The following is a 16,810-nucleotide window of genomic DNA, read 5'->3' as shown; positions in this document are numbered from 1 at the left end:
CCACGGGCGGCCGGATCGCAGTGCGGAGGTCTAATCCGCCGGTGCCGGGGGAAGGCTTCTGAGATGGTTCGACGGAAACGAGCGGAGGGCGGCAGCCGGTGGCAGGTCGAGGCGAGATCGTTCATATCGGCGGCTACACCGCGCCCAGCGGCGGGCGCGGCACCGGCATCGTCGCCGCGCGTCGGGACCCGCGTACCGGCGAGCTGACGTCGCTGGGCACCGTCGCGGTCACCCCGTCGCCCTCCTTCCTCGCCCGCCACCCGACGCGGCCCGTGCTGTACGCGGTCCACGAGTTGGCCGACGGCCAGATCGGCGCCTGGCAGGTCGGGGCCGACGGTGACCTGTCGTCCATCGGCTCGTGGCCCACCGGTGGCGCGGAGCCGTGCCACCTGGCGGTCGCGCCCGACGGTGGGCACCTGTTCGTGGCCAACTACGGTGGCGGCAGCGTGACGGTCTTCCCGCTCCATCCGGACGGGGTGCCGGGCGAGCGCACCGACGTGGTGGCGCACCAGGGGCACGGGGCCGACCCCGACCGCCAGGACCGTGCCCACGCTCACATGGTGTCGCCGGGCCCGGGTGGGTCGCCGTTGCTGGTGGTCGATCTGGGCACCGACTCGATCTACCGGTACGACCTCGACGCCGCCAGCGGACGACTGGTGCCACGGGCGCCCCGGTTTCGAACCGCCGCCGGGGTGGGTCCTCGGCACCTGGCCCGGCACCCCGACGGGCGGCGCTGCTACGTCTCCGGTGAGCTGGATGGTTCGGTGCTGGCCTACGAGCTGAGCGACGGGGCGCTGCACCAGCGGGGGCGGGTCGACGCCAGCGACCGGGGCGGGCATGTGCAGCCGTCCGAGATCGGAATCGGTCCGGATGGCCGCTTCCTCTACGTCGCCAATCGGGGCGTCGGCACGGTGACCGTCTTCGCTCTCGGTGCGGGCCTGCCGGAAATCGTGGCCGAGGTGGAGACCGGTGGCGGGTGGCCCCGCCACTTCGCGCTTATCGGGGAACACCTCTACGTCGCCGACGAACGGGCGGACATGGTGCGCACTTTCCGGGTCGAGCCGGCCACGGGCGTGCCGGTGGCGGTCGGCGAGCCGTTGCCGATCGCGAGCCCGACTTGCGTCCTGTCCTGATCGTGGGACTGGGACATAGATGTATCCACATTGAGGTTCTGATCCATCACTCAAAGTTACGAAATCGGAGAAACTGTTTCTCCTCTGTAACTTTCGTCCGAACGGCCATGGCAGTAGAACGGTCGGATACGCAAGATGGTCTGCGTGTCAGCAGGCCGCCATCGCATGCGTTCAAGTATTCACGGTGCCGCCGCCGCAGCAGCGGTCGGCGTACTCCTCGTCACCGCTGGTGGGTGGGTCGGCTATCGCCAACTCGCCGGCCAGGACTGCTCGGGCAAGATCGAGCTGTCCGTCGCGGTGGCGAGCGAGCTCGCCCCGGCGGTCGACCAGGCGGCCACCGAATGGGAGGAGAAGGGCGCCGCAGTCGATGGCACGTGCATCGACGTGACGGTCGCCGCCTCCGACCCGGTCGAGGTGGCTGCGGTGGTCGCGGCCAAGCACGGCGCCATCCTGGCCGGGGTGGGGCAGGCCAGCGGCACCGCAATCAGCCCGGACGTCTGGATCCCGGACTCCTCGACCTGGCTGCTGCGACTCAAGACCGGGGGCGCGGCGGCCTTCGAGCCCGGCAACGGCTCCTCCATCGCCAGCAGCCCGGTGGTGGTCGCCATGCCGGAACCGATCGCCACCCGGCTGGGCTGGCCGCAGCAGGAACTCGGCTGGACTCAGCTGCTCTCCCGGCTCAACAGTGACCGACCGCTGAAGACGGGCATCGTCGAGCCGACCCGGGACGCCGCCGGCCTGTCCGGCCTGTTGTCGTTGATGACGGCTGCGGCGTCGACCGGCGGCGAGACCGCCGAGCAGGAGCGCGTCGGCGCGTTGCGCGCGTTGGCCTCGGGTGCCTCGGCGCTGCGCCAGGACCTGCTCGCCAAGTTCCCGACGGCCACTGACGCCACCACTCTGGCCAGCGCCCTCGGTGCGGCGGCGCTGTCCGAGGAGGACGTCATCGAGTACAACGCCAAGAAGCCTCCGGTGCCGTTGGCGGCGCTCTATCTGAAGCCGGCGCCGTTGCCGCTGGACTACCCGTACGCGGTGCTGCCCGGCATCGAGCCGGCCAAGGCGTCCGCGGCGGGGGTGTTGTTCGAGGCGCTGACCACGACGTCGTTCAAGGACAAGCTGGCCGCGCAGTCGTTGCGCGCGCCGGACGGCAACTGGGGCACCGGTTTCAACGCGCCGCAGGGCGCGCCGAGCCCGGCCGGCGGGGACGCCTCCGTCGCGCCTCCGGCACAGGGCGGCGTCGCCGCCGGTGGGCTGGCGCCGGACGCGGTGGAGCGGGCGGTCTCCAGCTGGTCCATCGCCACGCTGTCCGGCCGGATGCTCTGCATCATCGACGTCTCCGGCTCGATGAAGAACGAGGTGCCGACGGCCAACGGGGCGACCCGACAGCAGGTAACCACGGAGGCGGCCCGGCGGGGGCTGAACCTGTTCGACGACTCCTGGTCGATCGGCCTGTGGGTCTTCTCGACCAACCTGGTGGGCTCGCGGGACCACCAGGAACTGGTGCCGATCGCGCCGCTGTCGCGGCAGCGCAGCGAGTTGGAGCGGGGCCTGGACCGGGTCGTCTCGTCGAGCGGGGACACCGGCCTGTACGACACGCTGCTGGCCGCGTACAAGGACGTCCAGGCGAACTGGGAACCGGGCAAGGTCAACTCGATCGTACTGTTCACCGACGGCAAGAACGAGGACGCCGACGGCATCTCCCAGAAGGCCCTGCTCGCCGAGTTGAAGCGGGTCAAGGATCCGGACCAGCCGATCCAGGTGATCATCATCGGTATCGGCACCGACGTCAGCAAGTCGGAGCTGGACACCATCGCCAAGAGCGCCGGTGGCGGCGCGTTCGTCGCCACCGACCCCACCAAGATCGGTGACATCTTCCTCCGAGCGATTGCGCTGCGGAAGGCGCCCGCCTGACCTGAGAACTCCCGAAAAGGGGCCTGTGGTACCGGTTTCGCCGGTACCACAGGCCCCTTTCTCGTTGTCCTACGCCTTGGAAACTGACGGCAATACGTCGGAAGCAATTGGTAGTCATGGTTGTCAGGGCAGGATGTCGTCGTGCATCGGCAGACCCGGCTCACCCGGCCGGGCCCGTGCCGTCGGCGAGCGAAGTGGGAGGGCTGGTGACCTCGGCGACGCTGTTGACTCCGGTCAGATCGTCATCGCGACCGCACGACCCACCGCCACCGGGGCGACCGGTGCGCACCGACCAGCGGGCGTACATCCGCACTCTGGTCGTGCTGGACGCCGCCGTGCTGGCGGTGGCGGTGCTGGTGGGATATGCGGTCCGGTTCGGTGAGGCCGTCCCCCGCGGCCCGGTGCCGTACGTCCTGGTCGCTCCGGCGCTCGTCCTGGCCTGGCTGGTCTCGCTGAAGGCGCTGCGCTGCTACGACGACCGGGTGGTGGGCTACGGCGCGGACGAGTACCGACGGGTGAGTATGGCGAGTCTGCGGCTGGCTGGCGCCACCGCGATCGCGGGCTACGTCGCCGACGTCGGTGTCTCCCGAGGTTTCCTGGCCATCGCCTTCGCGGTGGGCACGATCGGTCTGGAGGCGGCCCGGTTCGCCGCCCGTAAGCGCCTGCACCGCGCCCGTTGGGAGGGGTCAGGCTGGTCACGACGGGTGCTGGTGGTCGGTGACACCGCCCACGTGCTGGAGTTGGTGCAGACCCTGCGTCGTGAGCCGTACGCTGGCTACCAGGTCGTCGGTGCCTGCATTCCGGACGCCCTGCTCGCCCCGGTCGCCCAGCGGCTTGGCGACGTGCCGGTGGTCGGCTCGTTCCGGGCCATCCCGGAGGCCGCCGCCGCGATCGGTGCGGACACGGTCGCCGTCACCACCTGCGGGGAGCTGACCGCCACCCGGCTGCGTCGGCTCGGCTGGCAGCTGGAGGGCACCGGCATCGACCTGGTGCTGGCTCCGGCGCTGACCGACGTGGCTGGCCCGCGCATCCACACCCGGCCCGTCGCCGGCCTGCCGCTGATCCACGTGGAGGCCCCCGAGTTCCGTGGCGTCCGCAAGCTGGTCAAGGCGTTCGTCGACCGGTCGCTGTCGCTGATCGCGCTGGCCCTGCTGCTGCCGTTGCTGGGGGCCATCGCGTTGGCCGTCAAACTGGACAGCCGGGGGCCGGTGCTGTTCCGGCAGACCCGGGTCGGGCAGGGTGGCCAGGAGTTCGGAGTCTTCAAGTTCCGCACCATGGTGGTCAACGCGGACGTGCTGCTGGCGGAGTTGGCCGCCCGCAACGAGACCGACGGCCTGCTGTTCAAGATGCGCGACGATCCCCGGGTGACCCGGGTCGGCCGGTTGTTGCGCAAGTGGTCGCTGGACGAGCTGCCGCAGCTGGTCAACGTTCTGCTGGGGCAGATGAGCCTGGTCGGTCCCCGGCCGCCGCTGCCCTCCGAGGTCGCCCGCTACGACGGAGACGTCGCCCGCCGGTTGCTGGTCAAACCGGGAATGACCGGGCTCTGGCAGGTCAGCGGACGGTCCGATCTGAGTTGGGAGGACGGCATCCGGCTCGATCTCTACTACGTGGAGAACTGGTCACTGGCCGCCGATCTGACGATCCTGTGGAAGACGGTCGGCGCGGTGGTCAACAGCCGCGGCGCGTACTGACTCGGCGGGAGAGGGGGTCTCAGGGCGGCGGACCGAGCCAGTCCAGGCAGACCACGACGGCGTCGTCGGTGAGATCACCGGCGACGAACGCCCGTAGGTCGCCGAGCAGGGCGCGCACCGCGTCCAGCGCCGTCATCGGTGCGGTCCGGCGCAACATCCGGTCCAGCGCCGTCTGGCCGTACTGCTCCGTGCTCCCGGCCGCCTCGATCACCCCGTCACCGATCACGAACAGTCGGTCCCCGCGCTGGAGCTGGACGAACTGCTCCCGGTAGTTGGTCCCCTCGAACATGCCGAGCGGGAACTGCTCCTCCAGTGGCTGAATGCTGACCTCGCCGTCGCGCAGCAGGACGAGCCGGGGCGAGCCGGCGTCGACGGCGGTGAGTAGCCCGGTACGCAGGTCGAGATCGAGCAACAGGGTCGCCAGGTACTGCTCGCCCCGGTGCAGGTCGTAGACGGCCTGGTCGGCGAGGGCGGCCTGGTCAGCCAGGGAAATGCCGGCCCGCCGGGCGTTGCGCAACGCGCAGGTGGCGAGGGTGGTGAGCATCGACGCGGCGACCCCCTCACCCATCCCGTTGATCGTGGCGAGCCAGACCCGCTCACCATCGTCGGACCAGTCGAAGCTGTCGCCGCGCACCGCGTACGCCGGCTCCAGCTGACCGGCGAGGCTGAAGGAGGGACGGAGCCGGCTGCGCCCCGGCAGCAGCTCCCACTGCACCTCGGCGGCGAGGGTGAGGCGGCGGCTGCGCCGGGCCACGCGGTAGACGTCCGTGCCGGCGTCGACGGCGGCCAACTCGTGCGCCAGCGCGGTGGCGACCTCCGCCAGCTCTGCCAGTCGGGTCTCGGTGACCGGCGTCACCCGGAGTACGCCCCGCCGTTCGCCCCGCATGCTCACCGGCAGGTACCCGACGTCGTCGGCGTGGATCGGGCTCTGGTGGTCGAAGCAGCGCCAGGCCGGGTGCCCGGGCGTCGTCACCGCCTCCCCACCGCCCAGCGGCAGCAGCGCCGCGAGCCGGTAGTCGACCTGGAGGAGTTCCGTTTCGGTGATGCCGTACTCCTGCTCGAAGAGCGCCCCGACGCGCGTCACGAGGAGGTCCACCGGGGCGGCGGTGATGGCCGCACGGCCCTTGTCGACCGGCTCGCTCATGGTCTCTCCTTGATCACAAGCCCATCCTCCGACGGAATCGGGGTACGCTCAGGCGCACCATGGCGAAACTGCATGGTCCACCGGGACCCGAGATGAGTATGGCTGCCGAGCTGGATACCGCGGCAGGTGCCCTGCTGACGGTCTGGGACGGTGCGCGGGAGCGGGCTGCCAACCGGATTTCCACCGCCCAGCTGCGCGCCGTCATGCTCGTCGAACGGCATGACGGGATCAACCTGCGTCGCCTCGCCACCGGCCTGGACATGCTGCTCTCCTCTGCCAGCCGACTCTGCGACCGGTTGGTGGCCGCCGGGATGCTGGAGCGGGAGCCGGGTCGTACCGATCGGCGGGAAATCTCGCTGCATCTGACCGCCGAGGCCCGCCGGTTGCTGGCCGAACTGCGCGACGACCGTCGTCAGCAACTGGCGGCGGTTCTGGCCGACATGACTCCCGGGGGCCGGGAGTCGCTGCTGCGCGGGCTGCGCGCCTTCGACGAGGCCGCCCGCGGGTGGGTCATCCGACCGGTGTCGTCGCTGGTGCCCCAGGCCGAGGAACCACGCCTGGAGCAGACGGAAGGCCGGGATGCCGTCGAGGCGGCGCGTGGCTGGGCGGCGGGGGACGCCTCCGTCTTCCGGACGGCCTGACCGGGGCCGCACCGCGCCGCCCAGCCGGATGGCCCGTCGGTGGCGCCGGATGGCCGCCTGATCAGTTCCCGGTCGGCCCGATGGCCAGCATCGCGACGTCGTCGTGGCGGTGCCCGGCACACCACGTGTCGACCTCGTGCAGCACGCGGTCGACAAGCGTCGCCGGGGGCAGCCCGGCGCCGGCCGCCAGTGTCCGGCGTAGCCGACGTTCACCGAAGATCTCGGTACCGCGCCGGCCGCCCCGGGCCTCGGCGGCCCCGTCGGTACGAGTGAACAGCAACTCACCGGGGCGCAGCCGAACGTCGGCGCTGGCGAACCGGGCGCCGGGCAGGGCGCCGATCGGCATGCCGCCCACCCGAATCGCCCTAACCGTGCCGTTGGCGCGGATCACGAGGGGCGCCGGATGCCCACCACCGGCGATCCGCACCCGCAGCCCACCCTGAGGGCCGGCACGTACGGCGCCCAGCAGCAGGGTGGTGAACTGGCCACGCCGGGCCGCGTCCGGAGTGTCGAGCAGCGCCTGGTCGAGCAGCCGGAGCAGCTCCTGCGGTTGCTGCTCGACCAGCCGCAGGGTCTGCAACGATTGGCGTACCCGGCTGGTGAGCACGGCCGCACCGACGCCCTTGCCGCAGACGTCCCCGACGGCGAACAGCGCACCGTCGCCGGCCGGCAGCACATCGTAGAAGTCGCCACCGATGCGCAGGCTGTCCCCGGCCGCGCGGTAGCCGCCGGCCATGCTCACCCCGGCCATCGTGGGCAGCCTCGGCGGCAGCAGGCTGTCCTGGAGCACCCGGGCGAGGTGGCTCTGTGCGTCGTGCAGCTGCGCGGTGGCCAGTGCGGCACCGGCCCGGGCGGCGAGTTCCCGGACCAGCTCGACGTCGCGCCGGTCGAAGCCGGCCCGCTCAGGGGGGCGGAGCAGCACCAGGGCGCCGGCCGTCCGGCCGGCGCCGGGCATCGGGCTGACCAGCAGGGTCGCGGACGAATAGCGGCCCGCCGGAAGCAACGGGTCGAGTCTCCCCGACCCGAGAGCCGGCCAGGTGCGCGGATCGGTCGTCTCGCCATCGAGGGCCTCGACCAGACCGGGTACGGCAGCGACCGCGTCCCAGTCGACCGTGCCGGTGATCGGCGCGGTGTCGCCCGCGGCGTACCGGACCCAGTGCGGCCGGTACTCGGTAGGCGTCGTTGGCAGGTGCACCACCAGGGCCAGCTCGGCCAGATAGGGCACGGGCAGGGTGGCAACGGCGTGCAGCGCCTGGTCACGCTCCACTGCCAGGCCCAGCCGACGGCCGGCACCGGCGAGGAACCGGGTACGGTCACGCTCGGCGAGCAGTTCCGCCACTCGGCCGTGCTCGTCGGTGACATCCCGCACGTACCAGGCGGACCGGTGGCCGCCCAGCGCGCGGCGGACCCCCCGCAGTCGCCGACCGTGGTGCTCACCCTCGAAGTCGTCGACACCGTTGGCGCTCGCGGCCGCCAGTGCCGGCAGCGGACAGCCGGCCAGGTCGGTTCCGACGACGATGTCCGGCAGCAACTGCCCGGCCAGCGTGTTGACCAGCACCACCAGCCCGGCGTCGTCGGTGGTCAGCACCCCCTCGTCGAGCCCGTCGAGCAACTCAAGGGCCAGTTCGGCGTCCACGGGAGGCGTGAGGTGCGGTACCTCGGTGGCGGCGTGGTCCGACCGCCCGTCGTCGGCCCACTCGTCGGCCGCACCGGTGAAGGTGCCCTGTCGGACGCTGGTCACCGGCGGACACCGGGCGCCGGGCGCTGTCGACCAGTACGCATTCCGGTGGTGCGCTCCTCGGGTGACGATTGGTTGCCTGGAGGCAAGCGTACCGAGCCGTTGCTCGGGTGCTCCATACCGAGACGGTCAGAGCCGGGCCAGCCAGCCGCCGGGGCGAGCGATGATCCCGCGTACCACCGAACCGGCCGCTCCCACCGCGGCCGCAGTGGCACCCAGGGTGGCCGGTCGGACGGTGACCGGCGACCAGGCCGCGGTGAGCACCCGGCGCTCGATCTCGGCGAGTACGGGCGGCCGGAGCCAGCCGGTGAGCGGGGCGTAGCCGCCGCCGAGCACCACCGTGTCGAGGTCCAGCAGGTTGACCACGCTCGCCACAGTGACCCCGATCGCGGTGCCGGCCTCGGCCAGGGCGCGCAGCGCCTCGGGGTGCTCGGCGGCGGCGAGCTGGGTCAGCCGGGTCGACGCCCGGTCGGCCGGTAGGTCCGCTCCGGCCAGGCCGGCGGCGGCCAGGATCGCCTCCTGCCCGGCGTACAGCTCCAGGCAGCCACGGCCGCCGCAGCGGCAGGGTGGCCCGTCCGGGCGGACCGGGATGTGCCCGATCTCGCCGCTCCAACCACGGGCACCTCGGAACAGCGCGCCGTTCAACACGATGCCCGCGCCGATGCCGACCTCGCCGGAGATGTGCAGGAAGCTGCCGGGTGCGGCACCGGCGTGCAATTCGCCCAACGCGGCGAGGTTCGCCTCGTTGTCCACCACCAGGGGCGGCACCCCGTCGACTGTCTCGGTAAGTGGGGGATGGTCGGCCAGCAGCTCCGGCACCGGCACGTCCCGCCAGCCCAGGTTCGGTGCGAGGCGGACCTTCCCGGCGTCGTCGACCAGGCCGGGTACCCCCAGGGCGGCACCGGCCAGGGTCAGGCCCTGGGCCTCGGCGTCGACGCGGGCCCGGCGGGCCAGCTCGGCGAGTTGGCCGAGCGCCTCGGCCGGCGACACGGGTCGCAGGTCGGCCCGGTATACCGTGTGGTGCCGGACCTGGCCGGCGAGGTCGACGACGCACGCGGCCAGATAGTCGACGTTGATCTCCAGCCCCAGACCGGCCGGACCGTCGCCGGCCAACATCAGACCGCGTGCCGGACGCCCGGCGCCGGCCCGGGGCGTCGGGTCCGCCTCGGTGACGAGACGGCCGGCGACCAGATCCTCCACCACTGCCGAGACGGTGGCCCGGGTGAGGCCGGTGTCGGCGGCCAGCGCGGCCCGTGACGGGGGGCGACGGGCGGCAGCGATGCGGCCGAGCACCAGGGCGAGATTCAGCTCACGCAGGCTGCCCTGCCGCACCGCGCCGGCCGGGGCTGCGGGTGGTTTCACCCCTTGACACTGCCACATCACAGTCATTTAATTCAACCACTGAACAAATAGCGGATGACATCACCGGAGGTCTGCCATGGCACCCCGTCCCACCCCTGCCGACAAATTCTCCTTCGGGCTCTGGACGGTCGGCTGGCAGGGCCGAGACCCGTTCGGCCACGCCACCCGAGACGCGCTGGACCCGGTGGAGTCGGTGCACCGTCTCGCCGAGCTGGGCGCGTACGGCGTCACCTTCCACGACGACGACCTGGTGCCGTTCGGCGCGGACGCCGCCACCCGGGACGCCCAGATCGCGCGGTTCCGCAAGGCGCTCGACGAGACCGGCCTGGTGGTGCCGATGGTCACCACCGACCTGTTCCAGCAGCCGGTCTTCAAGGACGGCGGCTTCACCAGCAACGACCGCGATGTCCGGCGGTACGCGCTGCGTAAGGTGCTGCGCAACGTCGACCTCGCCGCCGAGCTGGGCGCGAAGACCTTCGTCATGTGGGGCGGCCGGGAGGGCGGCGAGTACGACCTGGCCAAGGACGTCCAGGCCGCGCTGGAGCGCTACCGCGAGGCGGTCGACCTGCTCTGCCAGTACGCCATCGACCGCGGCTACGACCTGCGCTTCGCGCTGGAGCCGAAGCCGAACGAGCCGCGCGGTGACATCCTGCTGCCCACCGTCGGGCACGCCCTGGCGTTCATCTCCACCCTCGCCCACCCGGAGCGGGTCGGGCTGAACCCGGAGGTCGGCCACGAGCAGATGGCCGGGCTGAACTTCGTCCACGGCATCGCCCAGGCGCTCTGGCAGGGCAAGCTGTTCCACATCGACCTCAACGGTCAGCGCGGCGTCAAGTACGACCAGGACCTGGTCTTCGGTCACGGTGACCTGCTCAACGCGTTCGCGCTGGTCGACCTGCTGGAGCACGGCGGCACGGCCGGCGGCCCCGGCTACGACGGTCCCCGCCACTTCGACTACAAGCCCTCCCGCACCGAGGACATCGGCGGGGTTTGGGCCTCGGCCGCCGCCAACATGAGCACCTACCTGCTGCTCAAGGAGCGGGCGGCGGCGTTCCGGGCCGACCCGGAGGTGGCCGAGGCGCTGGCCGCGAGCAAGGTCGCCGAACTGGGCGTGCCGACCCTCGGCGAGGGCGAGGGCTACGCCGAGCTGCTCGCCGACACCAGCGCGTTCGAGGAGTTCGACGTCGACGCGGTGGCCGCCAAGGGCTTCGGTTTCGTCCGGCTGAACCAGCTCGCCGTCGAGCACCTGCTCGGCGCGCGCTGAGGCGGTCGGCATGCCGCTCGTCGCCGGGGTGGACTCCTCCACCCAGTCCTGCAAGGTGGTCGTCCGGGACGCGGAGACCGGTGCCCTGGTCCGGCAGGGCCGGGCACCGCACCCGGACGGCACCGAGGTCGACCCGTCGGCCTGGTGGTCGGCCCTCCGGACGGCGATCGACGCCGCCGGTGGGCTCGCCGACGTCGCCGCGGTCTCCGTGGCGGGTCAGCAGCACGGCATGGTCTGCCTCGACGAGTCCGGCGAGGTGGTCCGGCCGGCGCTGCTGTGGAACGACACCCGGTCCGCCGGTGCCGCGGCGGAGCTGATCCAGGAGGCGGGCGAGGGGCAGGCCGGGCGCCGGTTCTGGGCCGACGCGGTGGGCAGCGTGCCGGTGGCGAGCTTCACCGTCACCAAGCTGCGCTGGCTGGCCCGCAACGAGCCCGCCAACGCCGACCGGGTGGCGGCGGTCTGCCTGCCGCACGACTGGCTGACCTGGCGGCTGGCCGGCGCGCCCGGGCTGGACGCGCTGCGTACCGACCGCAGCGACGCCAGCGGCACCGGCTACTGGTCGCCGGCGGCCGGCGAGTACCGGCCGGACCTGCTGGAGCGGGCGTTCGGCAGGGCGGTGCGGGTACCGACGGTGCTCGGCCCCGCCGAGACCGCCGGCCGGTTGGCTCCGGCGGCGTTGTCCGGTGCCGTTTCCGCCACGACCCCGGGCGCGGCGCTGCTCGGGCCGGGCGCGGGTGACAACGCCGCCGCCGGCTTCGGCGTCGGTGCCCGCCCCGGTGACGTGGTGGTGTCGATCGGTACCTCCGGCACGGTCTTCAGCGTCGCGGACACCCCGGCGGCCGACCCGAGCGGTATCGTCGCCGGCTTCGCCGACGTGACCGGCCGGTTCCTGCCGCTGGTCTGCACGCTGAACGCGGCCCGGGTGCTGGACGCCGCCGCAGCGATGCTGCGGGTCAGTCTGGGCGAGCTGGCCGACCTGGCGTTGTCCGCGCCGCCCGGCGCGGACGGGCTGGTCATGGTCCCGTACCTGGAGGGGGAACGGACCCCGAACCGGCCGGACGCCACCGGGGCGGTGCACGGGCTGACCCTGCGTACCTCGACCCCGGCGCACCTGGCCCGGGCCGCCGTGGAGGGAATGCTCTGCGCCCTCGCCGACGGGCTCGACGCGCTCGCCGCCCACGGCGCGACCGTACGTCGGGTGATCCTCGTCGGCGGCGGCGCCCGCTCGGCGGCGGTGCGTCGCATCGCGGCGCAGGTCTTCGGCTGCCCGGTGGTGGTCCCACCGCCCGGCGAGTACGTCGCCGACGGTGCCGCCCGGCAGGCCGCGTGGTTGGCCCTGGGCACGGGGGAACCGCCGTCCTGGACACCCGCCGGCACCGAGGAGCACGCCGCCGAACCGGTGCCCGGCATCCGGGAGCGCTACGCGCAGGCCCGGGAACGCCATCTGGACCGGTTGTCCCAGGGGTGATCACGCCGTTCCCGGGTCGGGTGGTGTCCGCGTGACGAGGAGCCACCCGATCCGGGACCGAGCACGATCTCGGCCGCGCTGAAGGGTGGCCCGGTGATCGGCTCGTTATCCCGCCCTGGTTGGCTGCCCGCATGACCTCGACCACAGGCGGACCCGCGCGGGTGTGGGGCAGCAGCGCGCCGCGTCGGCTCTACAGCGTCGTGGTCTTCGTGCTGCTCGCCTCGCTGGACAACGTGGCGATCGGTCTGGTGCCCCCGCTGTACGGTGCGATCGCCGACTCCTTCGACGTGCCGCAACGGCTGCTCGGCCTGGTCACCGCGATCAGCTTCCTGGTCAGCGCGGTGGCGGCGGTGGGTTGGGCGTACTTCGGCGACCGTACCAACCGCAAGCCGTTGCTGATGATCGGCACACTGCTGTGGGCGGCCGGTACGGGCGGCAGCGCACTGGCCGGGAACTACCCCACCTTCCTGACCGCGCAACTGCTCTCCGCAGTGGGTCTGGGCGCGGTCGGGTCGGTCGGTTACTCGGTCGTCACCGATCTCATCACGCCACGCCGTCGGGGCCTGGTGATGAGCTTCTGGGGGCTCTCCCAGGGGGTCGGCACGGTGGCCGGCGGCCTCGTCGGCGGGCTGCTCGGCGCGGCCGACTGGCGTCGGCCGTTCCTGGTGCTCACCGTCGTCGGGTTGGCCGCCACGGCGGCCTATTTCTTCACGTACGACATCCGGCGCGGCCAGAGCGAGCCGGTACTGGCCGCCGCGCTCGCCGCCGGTGCCGACTACGACTACCGGATCAGCCGGGCCGACCTGCCGGTCATCCTGGGCCGGCGGACCAACCGGTGGCTCATCCTCCAGGGACTCACCGCGCAGGCCGCCTTCGGCTCGCTGGTCTGGCTCCCGGTGCTGTTCCGCGAGCGGGCCGAGGAGCAGGGGTACACCACGGCGACCGCCATCGTGGTGGGCGCCGTCTTCGCCGCGCTGTTCCAACTCGGTGGGGTCTTCTCCATCGTCGGCGGGCTGATCGGCGACGCGCTGCAACGGCGTACGCCCTCGGGCCGGGCGTTGGTCGCCTCCGTCGGCATCTTCGCGGCGCTCCCGTTCTACCTGGTGCTGTTCTTCGTGCCGATGCGCATCGACGTGCCCGACGGCGCCGGCACCGGCGCGGTGGTGCGGGCGGTGCTGGGCAGCGTGGTCAGCGAACCGACGGTCGGGTTGAGCCTGCTCGCCGCGTTACTGGCCCTGGCACTCACCTCGGCGAACTCGCCGAACTGGTTCGCGCTGATCGCCGACGTCAACCCGCCGGAGAACCGGGGCACCGTCTACAGCCTCGGCAACCTGGTCAACGGGGTGGGGCGGTCGGCCGGCAACGGCCTGGTCGGGGTGGCGTTCCACGGGCTGCGGGTGGCCTTCCCGCCGCCGCTGAACTACGCCGTCGGGCTGGCCGCCTTCCAGCTCTTCTTCATCCCCACCGGTGTCATGTACTGGCTCGCCGCCCGCACCTCACCCAAGGACATCGCCGACGTGCGGCAGCTGCTGCACACCCGCGCCCACAAGGATCCGAGTGCGGAACCGCCCGCATAGCGGCGGTTCCGCACTCGGATCTCTGGCTAGACCTCGACCCAGACGGTCACGTCGGTGGGCACCGAACCATCCTCGTTCAGCGGTCCGCTGCTGTGCACCACCTCGCCGTCGGGCTTCGCTACCGGGTCCGCGCCGAAGTTGGTGAACACCACCAGGTTGCCGTTGCGGAACGACAGCACCTCGTCGCCGGAGGTGAGCCACTCCAGGGTGCCCCGACCGAGTTCGTACGCGCGACGCAGCCGCAACGCCTCCCGGTACAGCTCGTACGTCGAGCCGGGCACCCCGCGCTGACGGTCCAGGGCGTACTCGGCCCAGACCGGCGGCTGCGGCAGCCAACTCGCGTCGGTCGGCCCGAAGCCGTACGAGGGCGCGTCGGCCTCCCACGGGATCGGCACCCGGCACCCGTCGCGGCCCCGCTGGGTGTGCCCGCTGCGTTCCCAGGTGGGGTCCTGTCGCGTCGCGTCGGGCAGGGTGGTGTGCTCCGGCAACCCCAGTTCCTCGCCCTGGTAGAGGTAGGCCGAGCCGGGCAGGGCCAGCATCAGCAGGGTGGCCGCCCTGGCCCGGCGCAGCCCGGTGGTGGCGTCCGGCTGCTCGTCGCCGACACCGATGCCGTTCGGTCGGGGCGCGCCGATCGGCAGCCCGAGGCGGGAGGCGTGGCGTACCACGTCGTGGTTGGAGAGCACCCAGGTGGTGGGCGCGCCGACCGCGTCGGTGGCCTCCAGCGATCGCGTGATCACCGCGTACTGGGCGGGGGCCGTCCACGCGGCGAGCAGGTACTCGAAGTTGAACGCCTGGTGCATCTCGTCGGGACGTACGTAGCGGGCCAACCGTTCCGCCGGCTCCACCCACGCCTCGGCGACCAGGATCCGCTCACCGGGGTAGCCGTCCAGCAGCCGCCGCCACTCACGGTAGACCTCGTGTACGCCGTCCTGGTCCCACATCGGCGGGCGGGGCTTGTCCGCCTCCTGCCCGGAGAGGATCTCCTGCGGCTCCTGCCAGTCGGCCAGATCGGCCTGCTTGACCAGACCGTGCGCCACATCGACCCGGAAGCCGTCCACGCCACGGTCCAGCCAGAACCGCAGCACGTCCAGGAACTCGGCACGGACCTCGGGGCTGTCCCAGTTCAGGTCGGGCTGGGCGGTGTCGAACAGGTGCAGGTACCACTGGCCGTCGGGAACCCGGGTCCAGGCCGGGCCACCGAAGACGCTCTGCCAGTCGTTGGGTGGCTCGGCTCCGCCCGGTCCGCGGCCCTCGCGGAAGATGTACCGTCCCCGCTCGGCGCTGCCGGGGCCGGCGGCAAGTGCGGCCTGGAACCAGGCGTGGGCCGAGGAGGTGTGATTGGGGACCAGGTCGACGATCACCCGAAGCCCGTGGGTGTGCGCCTTCGCGATCAGGTCGTCGGCGTCGGCGAGCGTGCCGAACAGTGGCTCGACGTCCCGGTAGTCGGCCACGTCGTAGCCGGCGTCGGCCTGCGGGGACGGGTAGAACGGGGAGAGCCAGACCGCGTCGACACCCAAGTCCGCCAGATGGCCGAGGCGGGCGGTGATCCCGGGCAGGTCGCCGATCCCGTCACCACCCGAGTCGGCGAACGAGCGGGGGTAGATCTGGTAGATCACTGCCTCCGTCCACCAGCCGGTCGGTGGGGTCTGCTGCGTCGCGTCGTGGTTCAGGATGTACTCCCATGGTCGAGCCGTTCGGGCGGCGGGCCCGGACGGCGTGCTGGCTGCCGTTCAGTGTGCCCGGGCGGGCGCGGTCGAATCACGCACGACCAGCCGAGTGTTCAGGATCACCGATGAATCTTGTTTGATCATGTTGGCGTCGCCCGCTCCGCAGAGCGGGTCGAGCAGCAACTGCGCGGCCAGTCGGCCCTGCTCCAGTGCCGGTTGGGCGATGGTGCTCAGCCCCAGCACACCGGAGAGGGCGTGGTCGTCGATCCCGATCACGCTGACGTCCTGGGGCACCCGCAGGCCGGCGTCGCGCAGCGCGGTCAGCGCCCCCATCGCCATCTCGTCGCAGGCGGCGAAGATGGCCGTCGGCGGGTCGCCTCGGCGGAGCAGTTCCTCGGTGGCCCGGGTGCCGCCGGCGATGTCGAAGCTGGACTCGACGTCGAGGCTCGGGTGCGGCTGTAGCCCGGCCGCGCGCAACGCGTCCTGATGCCCCCGCCGCCGGTCCAGATGGGCGCGGAAGGCGAGTTCGTCGTCGGGATCACCGGAGATGTGCGCGATCCGGCGGTGCCCCAGATCCAGCAGATGCCGGGTGGCGGTCCGCGCCGCCGCCACGTCGTCGATGCGTACGCACGGCCAGCCCGGCACGGTGGTACCGGAGCTGATGGTGACGCCGGGCAGGTCCAGCGCCGCCAGGGCGGTCACGTCGCTGGCCCCAAGCGGGGTGGCGACGAGCATGATCGCGTCCACCCGCTTGTGCAGGTGGGCGGCGTGCAGGACGCGCTGCCGGTTCTGCTCCCGCCCACCCAGGTTGTGCAGCAGCAGGTCGTACCCGGCCCGGTGGAAGAAGTCCTCGGCCGCCTCGACGACCACGCCGAAGAACCACCGGGTGATCCGGGGCACCACCACCGCCACGGTGCCGGTCCGGCCACCGGCCAGCCGTGAGGCACTGGGCGACACGGCGTACTGCAACTGCTCGGCGGCGGCGAGCACCCGGCTGCGGGTCGCCGCCGACACCGTCGGCAGTCCGCGTAGCGCGCGGGAGACGGTGGCCGTGGAGACGCCGGCCAGCCGGGCGACATCGTCGATCTTCGTCACCTGACACCCCGCTCACGTCCCGCGTGGGGGGGGGGGGGGGGGGGGGGGGGGGGGGGGGGGGGGGGGGGGGGGGGGGGGGGGGGGGGGGGGGGGGGCGGGGCGTCGGGTTGCGGCGGATCATC

12 protein-coding genes are annotated in these 16,810 nt (G+C 72.4%); 7 read left to right on the top strand and 5 right to left on the bottom strand.

The window, feature by feature from the left end; genetic code table 11:
• Positions 1-98: 98 nt before the first annotated feature.
• From AC2CHE_RS04320 to AC2CHE_RS04310, 3 genes are all read left to right on the top strand, one after another.
• On the top strand, positions 99-1,133 hold the full coding sequence (locus AC2CHE_RS04320; RefSeq protein ID WP_484503581.1) for a lactonase family protein: 1,035 nt from the start codon (positions 99-101) through the stop codon (positions 1,131-1,133).
• Between the two features lie 144 nt (positions 1,134-1,277).
• Complete coding sequence (locus AC2CHE_RS04315) at positions 1,278-3,041, top strand: substrate-binding domain-containing protein (RefSeq protein WP_484503580.1); 1,764 nt, start codon at positions 1,278-1,280, stop codon at positions 3,039-3,041.
• A 206-nt stretch (positions 3,042-3,247) separates the two neighbouring features.
• Complete coding sequence (locus tag AC2CHE_RS04310) at positions 3,248-4,732, top strand: sugar transferase (RefSeq protein WP_484503579.1); 1,485 nt, start codon at positions 3,248-3,250, stop codon at positions 4,730-4,732.
• A 19-nt stretch (positions 4,733-4,751) separates the two neighbouring features.
• Here AC2CHE_RS04310 and AC2CHE_RS04305 read toward each other — a convergent pair whose 3' ends face one another.
• Positions 4,752-5,876, bottom strand: coding sequence for a PP2C family protein-serine/threonine phosphatase (locus tag AC2CHE_RS04305; protein WP_484503578.1), 1,125 nt, complete (start codon positions 5,874-5,876; stop codon positions 4,752-4,754).
• A gap of 92 nt (positions 5,877-5,968) precedes the next feature.
• Between AC2CHE_RS04305 and AC2CHE_RS04300 the strand changes: the two genes are divergently transcribed.
• Complete coding sequence (locus AC2CHE_RS04300; protein ID WP_484503577.1) at positions 5,969-6,517, top strand: MarR family winged helix-turn-helix transcriptional regulator; 549 nt, start codon at positions 5,969-5,971, stop codon at positions 6,515-6,517.
• 61 nt (positions 6,518-6,578) lie between these two features.
• Here AC2CHE_RS04300 and AC2CHE_RS04295 read toward each other — a convergent pair whose 3' ends face one another.
• Both AC2CHE_RS04295 and AC2CHE_RS04290 read right to left on the bottom strand, forming a co-directional pair.
• Positions 6,579-8,258: a PP2C family protein-serine/threonine phosphatase gene (locus AC2CHE_RS04295; protein WP_484503576.1), complete on the bottom strand. Its 1,680-nt coding sequence runs from the start codon at positions 8,256-8,258 to the stop codon at positions 6,579-6,581.
• Between the two features lie 126 nt (positions 8,259-8,384).
• Complete coding sequence (locus tag AC2CHE_RS04290) at positions 8,385-9,644, bottom strand: ROK family transcriptional regulator (RefSeq protein ID WP_484503575.1); 1,260 nt, start codon at positions 9,642-9,644, stop codon at positions 8,385-8,387.
• Positions 9,645-9,693: 49 nt separating this feature from the next.
• Between AC2CHE_RS04290 and xylA the strand changes: the two genes are divergently transcribed.
• From xylA to AC2CHE_RS04275, 3 genes are all read left to right on the top strand, one after another.
• Positions 9,694-10,881, top strand: coding sequence for a xylose isomerase (xylA, locus tag AC2CHE_RS04285; protein WP_484503574.1), 1,188 nt, complete (start codon positions 9,694-9,696; stop codon positions 10,879-10,881).
• 10 nt (positions 10,882-10,891) lie between these two features.
• Positions 10,892-12,349, top strand: a complete 1,458-nt coding sequence (gene xylB / locus AC2CHE_RS04280; protein ID WP_484503573.1) for a xylulokinase — start codon at positions 10,892-10,894, stop codon at positions 12,347-12,349.
• A 131-nt stretch (positions 12,350-12,480) separates the two neighbouring features.
• Complete coding sequence (locus AC2CHE_RS04275; protein WP_484503572.1) at positions 12,481-13,926, top strand: MFS transporter; 1,446 nt, start codon at positions 12,481-12,483, stop codon at positions 13,924-13,926.
• 26 nt (positions 13,927-13,952) lie between these two features.
• On the opposite strand, the gene AC2CHE_RS04270 is transcribed toward AC2CHE_RS04275, so the two are convergent.
• The gene (locus AC2CHE_RS04270) at positions 13,953-15,596 is read right to left on the bottom strand and encodes a glycoside hydrolase family 13 protein (RefSeq protein WP_484503669.1); all 1,644 of its coding nucleotides are present in this window, start codon (positions 15,594-15,596) and stop codon (positions 13,953-13,955) included.
• A gap of 60 nt (positions 15,597-15,656) precedes the next feature.
• Complete coding sequence (locus tag AC2CHE_RS04265) at positions 15,657-16,688, bottom strand: LacI family DNA-binding transcriptional regulator (protein WP_484503571.1); 1,032 nt, start codon at positions 16,686-16,688, stop codon at positions 15,657-15,659.
• Between the last annotated feature and the right edge of the window lie 122 nt (positions 16,689-16,810).

It is taken from the genome of Micromonospora sp. ATLC16 (assembly GCF_057196645.1).
The sequence above is the reverse complement of the archived record's forward strand: the minus strand, read 5'-3'. Positions and strand labels throughout refer to the sequence as shown.